This is a genomic window from bacterium, assembly GCA_016700035.1.
Taxonomy (GTDB): Bacteria; Patescibacteriota; Saccharimonadia; order CAILAD01.
On the sequence record CP064998.1, the window covers coordinates 259,762 to 273,903 of the forward strand.

Consider the following 14,142-nt stretch of genomic DNA (forward strand, 5'->3'; position numbering starts at 1 on the left):
TCGTTAGGAGTAGCAAATGCGTTGTCCGCAATGTAAATCAAATAATAGTCGGGTGATGGAGTCTCGTGATGTCGAGGATTCTGGGTCGATACGTCGTCGTCGTGAATGCGAGAATTGTAGCCACCGCTTTACTACTTATGAGAGGCTAGAGTTGCCACGCTTGCTCGTGATAAAGAAAAACGGTGAGCGAGAGCTCTACAATCATGATAAATTAGCTACTGGTATTTATCGGGCTTGTGAGAAGCGTCCGGTGGACTCAGAGCGGATTGAGAAGTTAATATCGGAAATTGAGCGAGAACTGTACAGTTTTGGTGAGACCGAAATTACAAGTGGCGGTATTGGTGAGCTGGCGATGCGAGACTTAGCGGAACTAGATGATGTGGCGTATGTGCGATTCGCTAGTGTATACAGAAGATTTACCAGTATTGAGAGCTTTGAGAAAGCCCTACAGCAGATTAAGCGACAACGAAAAAGCCAATAAAGCTAGAAAAAAGTTAAGCTTTATGCGTATTATATAAAGTAATGCAAGTAATATTTTACGGTAAGCCAGATACAGTATTAGAAGGGCGTGAATTTAGCCGATTAATTAGTGATGCTCGTAGTCAATTTGGTGAAGATGCGATAGAGCTACGCGATACAACCAGCCGAGACTCAATTGGTCAGATGGAAGCCTATCAGATTGTGAAGACTCCTGCAGTATTGATTATCCGTGATGATGGTGCACCAGTAGCACTATGGCAACACACTAAGCCATCATTAACTGATATTAGTTATTATTATCAGTCGCGTAGTTAGCTAACTCTTTAGAATTAGTAAGGGGGTATTGCCGAAAACAGGGCGAAAGAGCTACAATAACAGATATGAATAAGTATCATAAATCAGCGCTATCACAAGAAGAAGAGCGCATATTATCTTTTTGGCAGAAAAATGATATTTTTACTCGCTCTGTAGCTCAGCGTGAGGGGCAAGATCGCTTCGTATTTTATGATGGCCCACCGTTTGCTAATGGACTACCACATTTGGGTCATATCCTCACCTCAAGCCTTAAAGACGCTGTAACACGCTACCAAACAATGCGTGGAAAATATGTGCCTCGCCGATTTGGTTGGGATTGCCATGGGCTACCACCAGAGCTTCTGGCCGAGAAGGAGTTAGGTATTTCTGGCAAGAAAGCCATCGCAGAGTATGGTATTGAGAAATTTGTTGGATACTGTCGAGATTCGGTACTGCGCTTTACGGGTGAATGGCACGAATATGTTAGCCGGCTTGGTCGTTGGGTGGATTTTTCTGATGATTATCGAACTATGGATCAAGACTACATGGAGTCGGTGCTTTGGGCTTTTTCCGAACTATATAAAAAGGGCCTGATATATGAGGGCGAGCGAGTGGTGCCGTATAGCTATGGTGCTCAGACTGCAGTTTCAAATTTTGAAACTCGACAGGATGATAGCTATCGAGATCGCGATGACTTAACGGCTACGGTACGATTTAGCTTGGTTGATGGGCGTAATCTATTAGGTTGGACTACAACTCCCTGGACTCTGCCGGCCAATATGCTTTTGGCAGTAAACCAGTCAATTACCTATGTTGAAATGCGTAAAGATGATGATGTGGTAATTTTAGCTGAAGCTGCCCTAGAGCGTTACCAAGAAGAGCTAGCAGGCTATCAGCGAGGTAAGAAGTTTGTGGGGGCGGATTTGGTGGGACTGACATATGCACCACTATTCCCGTATTTTGAAGGTCAGGATAGGGCATTTAGGGTCGTGTCTGCAGAATTTGTTGAGACTGGCGAGGGCACAGGGGTAGTGCATGTAGCACCAGGGCACGGTGAAGATGATTATTGGCTTGGCAAAAAAGAGCAGGTTTTGATAGCTAGCCCAGTTGATGATGATGGTCGTTTTACCGATGAGGTAAAAGATTATGTTGGTCGATTGGTCTTTGACGCCAACGGGGAAATCGTAGCCGATCTCGAGAAGAGTAAAAAGCTTTTTAGTAAAGCCATGATTACGCATAAATATCCACATTGTTGGCGGACTGATGTACCGATTATCTATCGTGCGATGAGCGCTTGGTTTGTTGATGTGCCAAAAATAAAAGACAAGCTATTAAGCGCGAATCAGAAGATAGAATGGCATCCAGAGCACGTTAAAGAGGGTGCATTTGGTAAGTGGTTAGAAAATGCTCGGGAATGGAATATTAGCCGTAAGCGTTATTGGGGCGCGCCAATTCCAGTTTGGAAAACTGAAGATGGAGAGGTGGTTATTATTGGCTCAATTGAAGAATTACGCCGACGAGCAGTTAATCCAGATTTAGTGCAAGACTTACATCGCCCTACAGTTGACGCGATTGAGATTAAGACTGATTCGGGTAAAATAGCACGACGGATCGAGGACGTGTTTGATTGTTGGTTTGAATCTGGATCTATGCCTTTTGCTCAGGTGCATTACCCATTTGAGAATAAGGAGTTGTTCGAGTCTGGTCATCCAGCCGATTTTATTACAGAGTATGTTGGTCAAACACGAGGCTGGTTTTATACATTGCACGTCATGAGCGTGGCATTATTTGACAAGCCGGCTTTTAAGCAGGCCTTAGCACACGGAATTTTACTTGGTAGTGACGGTCGCAAGCTCAGTAAGCGACTTGGCAACTATCCAGAAAATACGGAAACATTTGATCAGTTTGGGTCTGATGCGATGAGGTTTTACCTATTTTCTACACCATTAGTTTCTGGCGAAACTGCCGTGTTTAATCAAAAATCCCTTCTGGAAGCACAACGAAATGTAATTCAGAGATTTAAAAATGTACAAACATTTTATTCAATGTATGCAAAAGTTGATAACTTTAAATCGAATAATAGTTTGACTCGTCCAAGTGTGAGTCATACACTTGATCGGTGGGTTTTAGCCCGACTTAGCGCGACGATTAAAGAAGTTACCAATTTGGCCGATGCGCTCGATGTACAGGCCTTAACTCGGTCTCTGACGATCTTTTTAGATGATTTATCTAACTGGTATGTGCGTCGTAGCCGTCGTCGCTTCTGGAAGAGTGGAGATGATAGCGATAAGATGGAAGCCTACCAAACGCTGTACTGTGTCTTACTGCAAACTGCAAAGCTATTTGCTCCGTGGGCCCCTTTTATTGCAGAAGATGTTTGGCAGGAAGTATCTGACGGTAAGCTTGAGCAGTCGGTACATCTGGCAGAGTGGCCCACTCCAGAATACACAGATCAAGATATTATCAGACATATGGCAATTGTCCGAGAAGCAGTGACGGCCGGCTTAGCCCAGCGCGCATCGGCTGGAATAAAAGTGCGCCAACCCCTTCAGTCGGTTACGGTTACTGTATCAACTAAACTTAGCACGCAGTTAGAGGAAATTATTGCCGAAGAGCTGAATGTGAAGCAGGTGAAAATACTGGCAGGAGATGTTTTAGAGGTAGAAATTAATACAGATATCACCGAAAATCTACGTCAAGAGGGGATTGTGCGAGATATTATCCGTTTAATCCAGGTAGCCCGTAAAAATGCTGGCCTGGAGATTGATGACAGAATTCACCTAGCGCTTGAGGCAGATGACACGATGAACCTGGCTATTACGTCATTTAGGGATATGATACTTACTGAGGTGCTTGGAGTAGATTTGGCGTCTAGCGTTAAGGGGGCGGACTATATTTCAGAAGGTAAACTTGTGGGAGAAAATATCAAAATTGGCATAACCAAGCAGGGCTGACTGTTGTGAGGAGGGGTCTGCGCCAGATAGATTGGGTCATTGCTACATCGGTATTCCTGATTGTCTCACTCGGCCTGTTGGTGTTGTACTCGTCTGGGATAAAGGCTGGTGAAGTAAAAAGCGAGATAGATGCTTCCAGGCAATTTTTATATGCTGGTATTGGACTACTCGCGGGTATTGTTGTGGCGCGGATAGATTATCGATTCTTTAAAAGCTATGCTGTAGTTTTATATGTCTTAATGGTAGTCAGCCTTGCAGCGGTTGATTTCATTGGTTTCTCGGCTCTAGGGGCTCAGCGCTGGATTAGTATCGGTTTCTTTCAGTTTCAGCCATCTGAATTTGCCAAGTTGGCACTGATTCTTGTGTTAGCCGCTTATTATTCAAATGTATATAGTCGCTCGCATCAGATGCGGTATTTTATATATTCAATTATTATTTTAGCTGTTCCAATGATGCTAGTTGTGATTCAGCCCGATTTGGGGACTGGGTTGGTGCTATTTGTAATTTGGCTTAGCATGACTTTGGCGTCACGTGTCAAAAAGCGCTATTTGGTTGCTGGCGCAGCTGCTGGTGCGGTGTCGCTACCGATTGTTTATTCATTATTGGCACCCTATCAACAAAACCGTATTGATGTACTACTTAATCCACAGGCCGATAAACTAGGTACGGGCTACAATGTCACGCAGGCGATCATTGCGGTTGGAAGTGGTGGCTGGACTGGTCGTGGGCTTTCATCGGGTAGTCAAAGTCAACTCAATTTCTTGCCGTCACAGCATACAGATTTTATTTTTGCAGTTTTAGCAGAGAAATTAGGCTTTTTAGGGGCTGCTTTGGCAATTATCTTGTATGGAATATTGATAATTCGAATTTATATTCTTAGTACCGAGTCGATGGATCGCTTTGGTAGCTTTATTTGCATCGGCACAGCTAGCATGTTGCTTTTTCATGTCTTGATTAATATTGGAATGAATATGGGAATAATGCCAGTCACCGGGATACCTCTACCATTAATTTCAGCCGGCGGAACAAGTATGTTAACAAACTTTCTTATTTTAGGGGTTGTACTTTCGGTAGCACGCCATCGGGAAACAAAGCGTCGCCTGAAGGATGAATCGGTATGAGGCGGATTACACGACGGCAATTAGCTAAGCTTGGCTATATTGTTATTACAGTATTGCTTACGGCGGTTATAGTGCAAGCGTTTCCAGAAAAAGATCCAGGGTCGGGTATGACTTCTTCTGATACTTTACCAGTTGTAGAAGTTTTTGATGGTGATACAATCAGTGTTCGGCGCAACGGAGTAATTGAGAAAGTTCGGCTGATAGGCATTGATACACCCGAGACGAAAGACCCGCGTAAGCCAGTTCAGTGTTTTGGGCAAGAGGCCAGCCGTTACACCCATGCGTTATTAGATGGAAGGCGTGTGCGTCTCGAGATAGATCCATCACAGGGTGAGCGTGATCGTTATGATCGGCTACTTGCTTATGTGCGCCGTGATGATGGGCTATTTATAAATCAAGAGCTTGTAATGCAAGGCTATGCCCACGAGTACACCTATCAGAGTAAGCCGTATAAGTATCAGTCTGAGTTTCAGTCGGCTGAAGCTTCGGCTCGTGACCAGGGAAAAGGTTTGTGGTCGCCAAATACTTGCAATGGCGATACGTCATCTTAATGTTTAACTAGCAGAGGGTGGCTTAACTCAAGTATAATAAGCCTATGAGTAAAGTTTATGATGTACTGATTATCGGTAGTGGTCCAGCGGCTTATACGGCGGCGATTTATACTGCACGCGCAGCTTTAAAGACGATAATATTTGCTGGGGATGTAGCTGGCGGACAGCTATTGCTGACGAGCGAGGTTGAAAACTTTCCGGGCTTTCGAGACGGAGTTATGGGGCCTGATTTAATGGAAGAGATGAAGGCTCAGGCTAAGCGATTTGAAGTTGAGATGGTGGATGAGTTTATTGATGCGGTTGAGCCAGGTATCCCACATACTGTGCAGGTACGTAACGGTAAAAAGGTACAGGCTAAAACGATTATTATTGCTACTGGTGCACAGGCTAGATGGTTGGGGCTAGAGAACGAGACGCGCTTGATGGCTAAAGGCATATCGGCTTGCGCTACCTGTGATGGATATTTTTTCCAAGGTAAGCACGTGGTTGTTGTAGGTGGTGGCGATACCGCTATGGAGGAGGCGCTAACATTGACGAAGTTTGCCGATAAAGTAACGGTTGTGCACCGACGAGGAGAGTTGCGGGCCAGTAAAATTATGCAAGAACGGGCTAAATCTCATCCTAAAATTGAGTTTATCTGGCATAGTGCAGTTACCGATGTGTTGGGTGAGAATATGGTGTCTGGAGTAGAAATTACCAATTTGCAGACAGATAAAAAGCAGATTATCGATTGTGCTGGTCTATTTGTAGCCATCGGCCATATTCCAGCAACTAATTTTATAAAAGGTATAATTGAACTTGATAATAAAGGCTATGTTGTGGTGCGCGATAATGTTTTCACCAATATTGATGGCATATTTGCGGCTGGTGATGTAGCGGATAAGCGCTATCGACAAGCCATTACGGCGGCTGGTGATGGCTGTCGAGCAGCGCTGGAAGCCGAGCATTTTTTAGGTAATCAGGGTTAGGTATTGGATATGGCGCAGGCAGAAGACATTAAGGTATATAAAGAGCGAATTGCAGCCTTACAGGCTCAAGTTAGAGAATTGCACCAACGGTTGGTGACCGATGAGTTGACGCAGATCTTTAACCGTCGTGGTCTTATGGAATATCTTGAAGCGATTGCCAGTGAAGTGATGTATCAATATAAGCATCCCGATAAACGTCGATCGGTAATTATAAAATCGTTAACAATTATTTTTCTAGATATTGATCACTTCAAAAAAGTTAATGATACGTACGGCCATGATGCTGGAGATGAAGTCTTACGCCAGACAGCAGATTTAATTCGAGAGCGAGTACGCCAGCTAGATATTGTCGGGCGTTATGGCGGTGAAGAGATTGTAGTGGGGCTACCGGGTGCAAGCATTGAACATGCCCAGCGAATTGCCGATGATTTACGTTCAATTATTGAGAGTCACGAGTTTCAAGCCGGGGATAGTACATTAAGTGTAACAGCCAGTCTTGGTGTGGCTGAGCTGACTCCGGCGCGGAATATACACCAAACACTAAAGGCGGCCGATAATGCACTATATAAAGCAAAAGAAACGGGGCGCAATAAGGTAGTGGTGGGTTAATGCTTGCATCGGCGGTTGCGCCATCGGGTAGTAAGGTGAGCGATGGCTTGCAATTACGGACTATGGGTCTAAAAGATATTCGCGCAATGCACAATATTTTTGTTCATTCTGTTGATGATGCCTTTAGTTATTTTCCAGTTGAGTATCGAGCTAAGTTACGGCATCAACATAATATTCCTCGTCTAGCCAAAGCCTGCATTTCACCGAGGGCTCATTTTTTCTTGCTGGCTAATAATATCCAGGATATTGGGTATTGTTTAGTGCGGTTTCAGCAGGCTCGGGCTTACTTATTTTGGATGTATGTGGTCCCCGACTTTCGAGGTAGTGGAGCTGGCGAAAGTCTTTTGCAGGCGGCAATTCAGATTGCTCGCGACCGTAATAAGGAGACCTTGGAGTTGGTTACTCATGATAAGGAGTCATTTTATGCTAAGTATGGCTTTATTCCACGTCGGCGGGTGGCCGGACTGGTGGGCGGTGTGGATATGGTGATTATGGAGTATAGAATCTAGAATATGAAAAAGCTTTTTCGTAAACGGGCAGTGTATAGTCGAGGTTATGAGGGTGGTGGTCGACAGTCGCCACAAAGTGATCGATCGAGATCTATGCGTGGCCATCGTTGGTTGATCTATGGCTTGCTAGTTATGGCTGGGGGTATGATCTGGCTTTTCTTGCAGGGCAGTGCGGTAGTGCAACGGCAGTCAGTTACAACTAAAAATAAAACAATTCAGAAGTCTACTCAAGCATCATCTGGCAAAGTGGTTGAGCAAGGCGAGGTAGTGAGTTATACGGCCGAGCAGACACTACAACTTATTCGACAGACTAATAAGAGCTACGCCGGCCCAGCCACACCGGTGAAGACGCAAGTATTTCGCTACACCATGCATGATACAAATGGTCAGACGGTTCAGGTATATGCTAGGGTTTTTCTTCCGGCAACAAGTACTACGGCCAGCTTACCAATATTTGCCTTTGCACCTGGTACAACCGGCATTGATGATCAGTGTGCATCATCGGTGGAACAATCTTCTAGGCGAGCATGGGGTAATTATCCCAGCCACATGGCTGCTTATGCGGCACAGGGCTACGCTACGGTTATTACCGACTACGAGGGTATGCGTGACCCTGCGAGAATGCATCATTACATGGTTGGTGCACTGGAGGGTCGAGCGGTGTTGGATTCCGTTCGGGCACTTGGGAATCTTCCGCTCACTAAAGATAGGGCTAACACCGAGGCAGTTATTATGGGTGGCTATTCGCAGGGTGGACATGCTGCTTATTGGGCGGATGAAATTGCCTCAACCTATGCGCCTGAAATTAAGATTAAGGGCGTGATTGGGTTTGGTCCGGTTACAGATGTAAGGCGGACTTTAACCGATACGACGCAGGGGGCTAATATCCTCTGGTTTGGGCCTTATTTACTATATAGCTACAGCGATTGGTATAAGGAAACGTATCCGGTTTCACAAATTTTAATGTCACCATACGCCGAGAATCTAGCCGGTGATATAGCTAGAAATTGTATTGACACCAATATTACCTATTGGGGCAATAAGAGTATTGGTCGGGTTTATACTCCTCAATTTATTGCTGCAATGCAGACTGGTTCGGTGGCAAGTATATCTAAAGAGTTCGATGCACGTATGCAAGAAAATCTTACAGCCGATGTAAAAACCGATAGTAAAAAGGCAATTTTTCATGGCCAGCTCGATAATGTGGTGTTGCCAGGCCAATCACAGGATGCCGTGAGCCGCCTGTGTCGGCTAGGTAGCACCATAACCTTTAAGCGTTATCCTAGTGCAACTCATTACACAACGATGGCACAGAGCTTTAACGATTCGGTCAATTGGATGAGGGCAGTTGGGGCTGGCACTCAGACTCCAAACGACTGCCAATAAAAAACACCCGCTTAGGACGGGGTTTTTATCAGCACGTGCTTATATGTTTTTAGGCGGTAATTGAGTCAATTATTAGCACGGTCTTATGTTGACGGTGTCCGCGCATAGTTTTTTGGCGCTTTTTGGCCTTATACTTTAGGACCATCACTTTATCTGACTGTTTATCAGCGGTGCGTACTGAGGCCACTACTTTTGCACCGGCAACATGTGGTGTGCCAACTTGTACTTTATCACCATCAATAACTAAGAGTGGTTCAAAAGTAATATTTTTCTCTTCGCCCAATAGCTCGGTCTCAATGGTCTGACCCTTTTCGACTAGGTATTGGTGATTTCCGGCTTGAATTACTGCTAACATATTCTTTCTCGTTTAGGACAACAATAAAGTATTCTATCAGGTTTGGGTAAAAATGTAAATACTTGCCTGAATTACTATAAAGAAACTTCAGTTTCTTGGTATACTAGAATAAAGATTAAGAGAGGGTGAAGACAGACTTTCGTGGTTATTATTGCAGTTGCAAATCAAAAAGGTGGTGTTGGTAAAACAACAACCACAGTAAATCTCGGTGCCTATATGGCGCGGGTTGGTAAGCGAGTTCTAATTGTGGATTTAGACCCGCAAGGTAATGCGAGTTCGGGCTTAGGCATTGATAAGCAAAATCTTAATCACTCATTATATGACGTACTGGTTGACGCAGTGCCGTTGGGGAGCGTAACGTACAAGACAAAGTATAAAAACTTGTCGATTATTCCGGCTAGCGCAGTACTAGCAGCGGCTGAGGTGGAATTAACTAAAATAGACCAACGGGAATCACGCTTAAAACAAGCCCTCACTAATGCTCCATACGACATAGTCTTGATTGATTGTCCGCCATCGCTAGGTCTTCTGACCGTAAATGGCTTAGTGGCAGCCAATCGGTTGCTGATTCCGGTGCAGGCTGAATATTATGCACTGGAGGGCTTAGGGCAACTTTTGGCAACTATGCAACGGGTTAAGCAGGCCCTTAACCCTACTTTGGAGTTGGTTGGTGTTGTACTGACGATGCATACTGCTCGAACATCACTATCGCAAGCGGTAGCGCAAGAAGTGGAGCGTCACTTTCCCGATATGGTATGCTCAACAGTGATCCCGCGCAATATTCGACTGGCTGAAGCCCCGAGCCATGCAAAGGCGATAGTGGATTATGACAGATTTAGTAAGGGGGCTAGGGCCTATAAAGCGCTTGCCAAGGAGGTACTCACACGTGTCAGCTAAAGCTTCAAAGCCAAGTCGATTAGGGCGCGGATTAGATGCACTAATCCCAACCGAAGTAGATGAGTTTGCCAGTCGTGAAGTTTCTGAAACTCTACATCTGGAGAGTGAAGATGCCATTCATAAAATATCAGTTGGCTTAGTCGATCCTAACCCATTTCAGCCACGGAAGGAGTTTCGAGAAGAGGATTTGGCTGATTTGGCTGCATCAATTAAAGAACATGGTGTTGTTCAGCCACTAGTTGCAACAAAACAGGGTGATCGTTACCAGTTAATTGCTGGTGAGCGTCGCCTACGTGCTTCAAAGTTAGCTGGCAAGAAAACCGTACCAGTAATTTTGCGTAGTTTTGATGAACAGCAACAGTTAGAAGTGGCAGTGATTGAAAATATCCAGCGAGCCGAGCTATCACCACTGGAGTTAGCTGTAGCTTACCAGAAACTGATCGATCAGTTTAATTTAACGACAGAGGCAATTGCCGGGCGAGTTGGTAAGGCAGCTCCAACTGTGCGTAATATATTGCGACTTCTTAAGCTGCCGTATGAGGCAAAAAAAGCCCTACAGGAAGGGCAGATTGTTGAAGGGCAGGCGCGAGCCATTCTAACTATCGAGGACTCTAAAGATCAGTTGAAGATGTTGGATATGATAACTCATCAAGAAATGACGGTCCGCCAAGCTGAAGAGATTGCTCGCAATTGGAAACAGGATAAGGAGTTAATATCTAAGCGGGTAGAGAAGAAAATATCAGATTATCAGTCGATAATTGATGGGCTGGAAAAGCATCTAGGCACCAAAGTAGAGGTTCTTAATAATGCTCAGGGTGGGCGTGTAGTTATCCGTTTCTACTCTCAAGAAGAGCTGACCAGAATATATGAAGATATTACTGGCGAGACTCTAGTTTAGCTATAGTAGTTACATACTATATTGTGGTGGTGAGAGTTGGCCAAACTCATAAACTGGGAGTAGTCGTAGAGAAGCCGTACCAACCATTCGGTTCATCGGAATTGGGCCAAAATAGCGCGAGTCTTGGCTAGCTTGTGGATTACGGTTATCACCTAAAACAAATACTTCACCTTCACCTACAGTGGTGTCAACTTCACCTTCCAGTGCAATATTGCCAACATAGCTTTCATTTAAAACAACGCCAGTGGGATGATCGTTGTTAAAAATAGTGACAGTGCCATTCTTAATGACGACTCTCTCACCCGGCAGGCCGATAGCTCGCTTGATAAAGTAGATATCGGTGGGAAAATCTGGTGGATTAAAAATAAGTACCTGGCCTCGATGAATGTCGAGTTTGGATGATTGGCCGGTGAGTTTTTTCCAGCTAACATCAAACTTTGAAACAATGAGATAATTACCATTTTGGAAGGTTGGCTCCATCGACTGTCCATCGACGTACCAGGCCTGAAAGATGAAGTTATGAACAATAAAGACCAGCCCAGCTGGAATTAGCACCCAGGAGATTAGAAAACTAACAAGGCGACGCCATAGGGGTTTTTCAGCTTCTTCTTCAGTTTCAGAATTATTATCCGCATCATTATTTACAGGCTCTGGGGCTGGAGGATTAGCTGGAGCTGGAGTTGGAGTGGTGCCTATTGGTGTCTGGTTGGGCGGCGGTATAATGGTAGCTTGTGGCTCACTTTCTACTCTCTGAGATAGTGGTACAGGTTGAGACAATTGGCTAACTGGCACCTGATTTGGCCCCGCCGTTGCTGGGTTAGGGCTGGCTGGAGTCTGCCCATTAATTTGGTTTGGGTCGGTCATACATATCCAGTATAGCTGAATCTTCGTTTCTGTGCATTGGTTTTCGAACTAGTGCATCCTCCTATATACTATACTTATGCTATTGCGAAAACGTGCAGAAGATTCAAACCAACATCCTGTGGCTGAAAATGGTTCGTATACAGCGTTTCGAAAACGAAGATTTTCACGTCGCTCTAAGATTATAGTAGCTGTTTTGGTAGTTTTTCTACTGGCCGTACCAATAGTGTTATTGGCTAAAAGTCTCTATGCCTACAAGTCGATTGTACAGACTCATACTGGCGTATCGAGTGAGGTGCTCACTAAAAAAGACACTGAGTTTGATTCTAAAACTGAAGCTGATGGCAGAGTAAATATCCTCTTGCTTGGCGTTGGAGATGCTGGGCATGCTGGTTCTACTCTTGCTGACACCATGATAGTTGCTAGTATTGATCCTGAGACAAAAGATGTTGCGATGTTGTCTTTGCCTCGCGATTTGTACGTATCAATTCCCAAAAATGGCAAGAACAAGATAAATGCCGCGCATGCCTTTGGTGAACTAAAAAAGGTAGGAGAAGGGCCAAATCTTTCAAAAGAAGTAGTTGGGCAAGTTTTGGATATTCCAATTCATAATTATTTAAGGGTCGATTTTACGGGTTTTAAAAAGGTAGTTGATGTTTTGGGTGGTGTGTCGGTTGATGTCCCTCAAGCTCTGTTGGATCCAGAATATCCTTGCGAAAAAGATGAAAGACGGGCCTGTGGTTTTTCATTGCAGTCTGGTACGCAGGCTATGAATGGATCGCTGGCTTTGCAGTATGCGCGATGTCGTAAGGGGAATTGTGGTGATGATTTTGGTCGTGCCAGCCGACAGCAGCAAGTTTTGATGGCGTTACGGAAAAAGGCCCTACAACTCTCCACGCTAACTAACCCAACTAAATTAGCTAATGTTATTGATACGGCTGGATCGCATATTAGAACCGATTTAACAATGGCTGAGTTGACACGTTTAGCCGATATCTTAAAAGATGTGAAGTCTGAGCAAGTTCGCTCTAAAGTCATTGATTCTGAGAGTGAAAAATTGGTGCAAACCGCTACGATTGCCGGAGCTAGTGTGGTAATTCCGGTGGAAGGTGATGGAAAGTTTGATCATATTCGGAATTTTACCCATAGTTTGTTTTATGATAGACATATTGCCGATGAGAAAGTACCGGTGACAATTATTGATGCTTCGACTAACCCTAAGCTTGTTACGGCTACGGTAGAGCGCCTTAAGGGGTATGGTTATAAGGTTGTTGAAGTGCAGAAAGTTGAACCGAAAACTAATTCAGAACTAATTGACGGTACTGGCGGTAAGGCAAAATATACCAGACGTTATCTTGAGGCTCGATTTGGGCTGACTGCCAGTGAGAGTACGGCTCATGGCGAAGGTGTTACTCTGATTATTGGTAGTAAGAATAATATCAAAAATGGAGATTAACAGTGGTCCGTAGGGGGAATTTCTTAACACCATCACAGCGCATATTGATTACTCACATTCTGTGTTTGGCGGTTGCACTAGGCATAACAATGTTGGGTGGATCGTGGGTTTGGCTGGCGGTTATTGCAACCACCACCATTACTGTTGTTACGGTGTCTCGGCTTTTAGTGCAGCGATCAGGTAGGATAGTTTTTACTCGCTCGCTTGAGCCGGTTATTTTAGTAGTCTTTGGTCAGCTTTATCTCGGCTTATTACAGCTAACGTATGAGCTGCCATTGTGGCAACAGGCTGGTTTTTTGATAATTATTTTTGTTCTGCAGATACGATATTTATTAATGCAGTTTAGGAGTCAGGTTGCCCATACTCAAACCGGCTTTACAGCTCTGTTATTACTACTAGTCAATACAACATGGGTTTTAATGCTCAGTCGCGATGCGGTAGCTGGCTTTATAACTATTATTATTGCCTGGTTGGTAAATTATATTGTGGTGCATTATTGGCTGGAGCGAATAGGTTATCATAATTCGTTTTTAGCGGCTGTTTGGTCGCTTATAGCAGTAGAGATGTTAGTAATAGCAAGTTCTGCATTGGTATTTTATACCATCCCGCTAACTCTCTTGGTGGTCTCACGGACGGCATTATTTCTGGCAGTTATTGCATATACTTGGGGTAGTATGCTCACACTACACTCCCGACGCAAGCTATCAAAAAAGCTGGTGGTTGAGTATGGTATGATTTGTGGGTTTTTACTGATAGTATTGCTGGTAATGACGGGAATGTAGTTTAAGATTTAAGTTAACTCT

Annotated in this window: 15 protein-coding genes; 13 read left to right on the forward strand and 2 right to left on the reverse strand. The window is 44.4% G+C overall.

Features of this window, described 5'->3' with window-relative positions:
- Positions 1 to 16 precede the first annotated feature (16 nt).
- The 9 genes from nrdR to IPM44_01290 all read left to right on the forward strand — a co-directional run bounded on the left by nrdR (position 17) and on the right by IPM44_01290 (position 8,872).
- Complete coding sequence (gene nrdR, locus IPM44_01250; protein ID QQS27183.1) at positions 17 to 481, forward strand: transcriptional repressor NrdR; 465 nt, start codon at positions 17 to 19, stop codon at positions 479 to 481.
- 41 nt (positions 482 to 522) lie between these two features.
- Positions 523 to 795 (forward strand): hypothetical protein, encoded by a 273-nt coding sequence (locus IPM44_01255; protein ID QQS27184.1) that lies wholly within the window; start codon positions 523 to 525, stop codon positions 793 to 795.
- A gap of 65 nt (positions 796 to 860) precedes the next feature.
- Entirely contained in the window at positions 861 to 3,728 is a 2,868-nt protein-coding gene (locus tag IPM44_01260; GenBank protein ID QQS27185.1) for an isoleucine--tRNA ligase, read from the forward strand.
- Between the two features lie 5 nt (positions 3,729 to 3,733).
- Positions 3,734 to 4,849, forward strand: a complete 1,116-nt coding sequence (rodA, locus tag IPM44_01265) for a rod shape-determining protein RodA (GenBank protein ID QQS27186.1) — start codon at positions 3,734 to 3,736, stop codon at positions 4,847 to 4,849.
- Entirely contained in the window at positions 4,846 to 5,400 is a 555-nt protein-coding gene (locus IPM44_01270; protein ID QQS27187.1) for a thermonuclease family protein, read from the forward strand. The genes rodA and IPM44_01270 overlap by 4 nt, the downstream gene beginning before the upstream one ends.
- A 44-nt stretch (positions 5,401 to 5,444) precedes the next feature.
- The gene (gene trxB, locus IPM44_01275; GenBank protein ID QQS27188.1) at positions 5,445 to 6,368 is read left to right on the forward strand and encodes a thioredoxin-disulfide reductase; all 924 of its coding nucleotides are present in this window, start codon (positions 5,445 to 5,447) and stop codon (positions 6,366 to 6,368) included.
- A 9-nt stretch (positions 6,369 to 6,377) separates the two neighbouring features.
- Positions 6,378 to 6,977 carry a GGDEF domain-containing protein gene (locus tag IPM44_01280; protein ID QQS27189.1) on the forward strand — a complete coding sequence of 200 codons (600 nt, stop codon included), beginning with the start codon at positions 6,378 to 6,380 and terminating at the stop codon, positions 6,975 to 6,977.
- A complete protein-coding gene (locus tag IPM44_01285) occupies positions 6,977 to 7,486 on the forward strand; it encodes a GNAT family N-acetyltransferase (GenBank protein ID QQS27190.1) in 510 nt (169 codons plus the stop codon). The genes IPM44_01280 and IPM44_01285 overlap by 1 nt, the downstream gene beginning before the upstream one ends.
- A gap of 3 nt (positions 7,487 to 7,489) precedes the next feature.
- Positions 7,490 to 8,872, forward strand: a complete 1,383-nt coding sequence (locus IPM44_01290; GenBank protein QQS27191.1) for an alpha/beta fold hydrolase — start codon at positions 7,490 to 7,492, stop codon at positions 8,870 to 8,872.
- Between the two features lie 49 nt (positions 8,873 to 8,921).
- On the opposite strand, the gene rplU is transcribed toward IPM44_01290, so the two are convergent.
- Positions 8,922 to 9,227, reverse strand: a complete 306-nt coding sequence (gene rplU / locus IPM44_01295; protein QQS27192.1) for a 50S ribosomal protein L21 — start codon at positions 9,225 to 9,227, stop codon at positions 8,922 to 8,924.
- A 141-nt stretch (positions 9,228 to 9,368) separates the two neighbouring features.
- On the opposite strand from rplU, the gene IPM44_01300 reads away from it, so the two are divergent.
- The gene (locus tag IPM44_01300) at positions 9,369 to 10,124 is read left to right on the forward strand and encodes a ParA family protein (GenBank protein QQS27193.1); all 756 of its coding nucleotides are present in this window, start codon (positions 9,369 to 9,371) and stop codon (positions 10,122 to 10,124) included.
- A complete protein-coding gene (locus tag IPM44_01305) occupies positions 10,114 to 11,022 on the forward strand; it encodes a ParB/RepB/Spo0J family partition protein (protein QQS27194.1) in 909 nt (302 codons plus the stop codon). Before IPM44_01300 ends, IPM44_01305 begins: the two co-directional genes overlap by 11 nt.
- A 9-nt stretch (positions 11,023 to 11,031) precedes the next feature.
- On the opposite strand, the gene lepB is transcribed toward IPM44_01305, so the two are convergent.
- On the reverse strand, positions 11,032 to 11,886 hold the full coding sequence (gene lepB / locus IPM44_01310) for a signal peptidase I (protein QQS27195.1): 855 nt from the start codon (positions 11,884 to 11,886) through the stop codon (positions 11,032 to 11,034).
- A gap of 76 nt (positions 11,887 to 11,962) precedes the next feature.
- On the opposite strand from lepB, the gene IPM44_01315 reads away from it, so the two are divergent.
- Together IPM44_01315 and IPM44_01320 are read left to right on the forward strand one after the other, a co-directional pair.
- Positions 11,963 to 13,339: an LCP family protein gene (locus IPM44_01315; GenBank protein QQS27196.1), complete on the forward strand. Its 1,377-nt coding sequence runs from the start codon at positions 11,963 to 11,965 to the stop codon at positions 13,337 to 13,339.
- A gap of 2 nt (positions 13,340 to 13,341) precedes the next feature.
- Positions 13,342 to 14,121, forward strand: a complete 780-nt coding sequence (locus IPM44_01320; protein ID QQS27197.1) for a hypothetical protein — start codon at positions 13,342 to 13,344, stop codon at positions 14,119 to 14,121.
- The last annotated feature ends 21 nt before the right edge of the window (positions 14,122 to 14,142 follow it).

Bases quoted from the DNA above. Each gene is read 5' to 3' on its own strand.
- IPM44_01290 (QQS27191.1), top strand. From the start codon at position 7,490: ATGAAAAAGCTTTTTCGTAAACGGGCAGTGTATAGTCGAGGTTATGAG.
- lepB (QQS27195.1), bottom strand. From the start codon at position 11,886: ATGACCGACCCAAACCAAATTAATGGGCAGACTCCAGCCAGCCCTAAC.
- IPM44_01255 (QQS27184.1), top strand. From the start codon at position 523: ATGCAAGTAATATTTTACGGTAAGCCAGATACAGTATTAGAAGGGCGT.
- IPM44_01285 (QQS27190.1), top strand. From the start codon at position 6,977: ATGCTTGCATCGGCGGTTGCGCCATCGGGTAGTAAGGTGAGCGATGGC.
- nrdR (QQS27183.1), top strand. From the start codon at position 17: ATGCGTTGTCCGCAATGTAAATCAAATAATAGTCGGGTGATGGAGTCT.
- IPM44_01260 (QQS27185.1), top strand. From the start codon at position 861: ATGAATAAGTATCATAAATCAGCGCTATCACAAGAAGAAGAGCGCATA.
- trxB (QQS27188.1), top strand. From the start codon at position 5,445: ATGAGTAAAGTTTATGATGTACTGATTATCGGTAGTGGTCCAGCGGCT.
- IPM44_01315 (QQS27196.1), top strand. From the start codon at position 11,963: ATGCTATTGCGAAAACGTGCAGAAGATTCAAACCAACATCCTGTGGCT.
- IPM44_01270 (QQS27187.1), top strand. From the start codon at position 4,846: ATGAGGCGGATTACACGACGGCAATTAGCTAAGCTTGGCTATATTGTT.
- rplU (QQS27192.1), bottom strand. From the start codon at position 9,227: ATGTTAGCAGTAATTCAAGCCGGAAATCACCAATACCTAGTCGAAAAG.
- IPM44_01280 (QQS27189.1), top strand. From the start codon at position 6,378: ATGGCGCAGGCAGAAGACATTAAGGTATATAAAGAGCGAATTGCAGCC.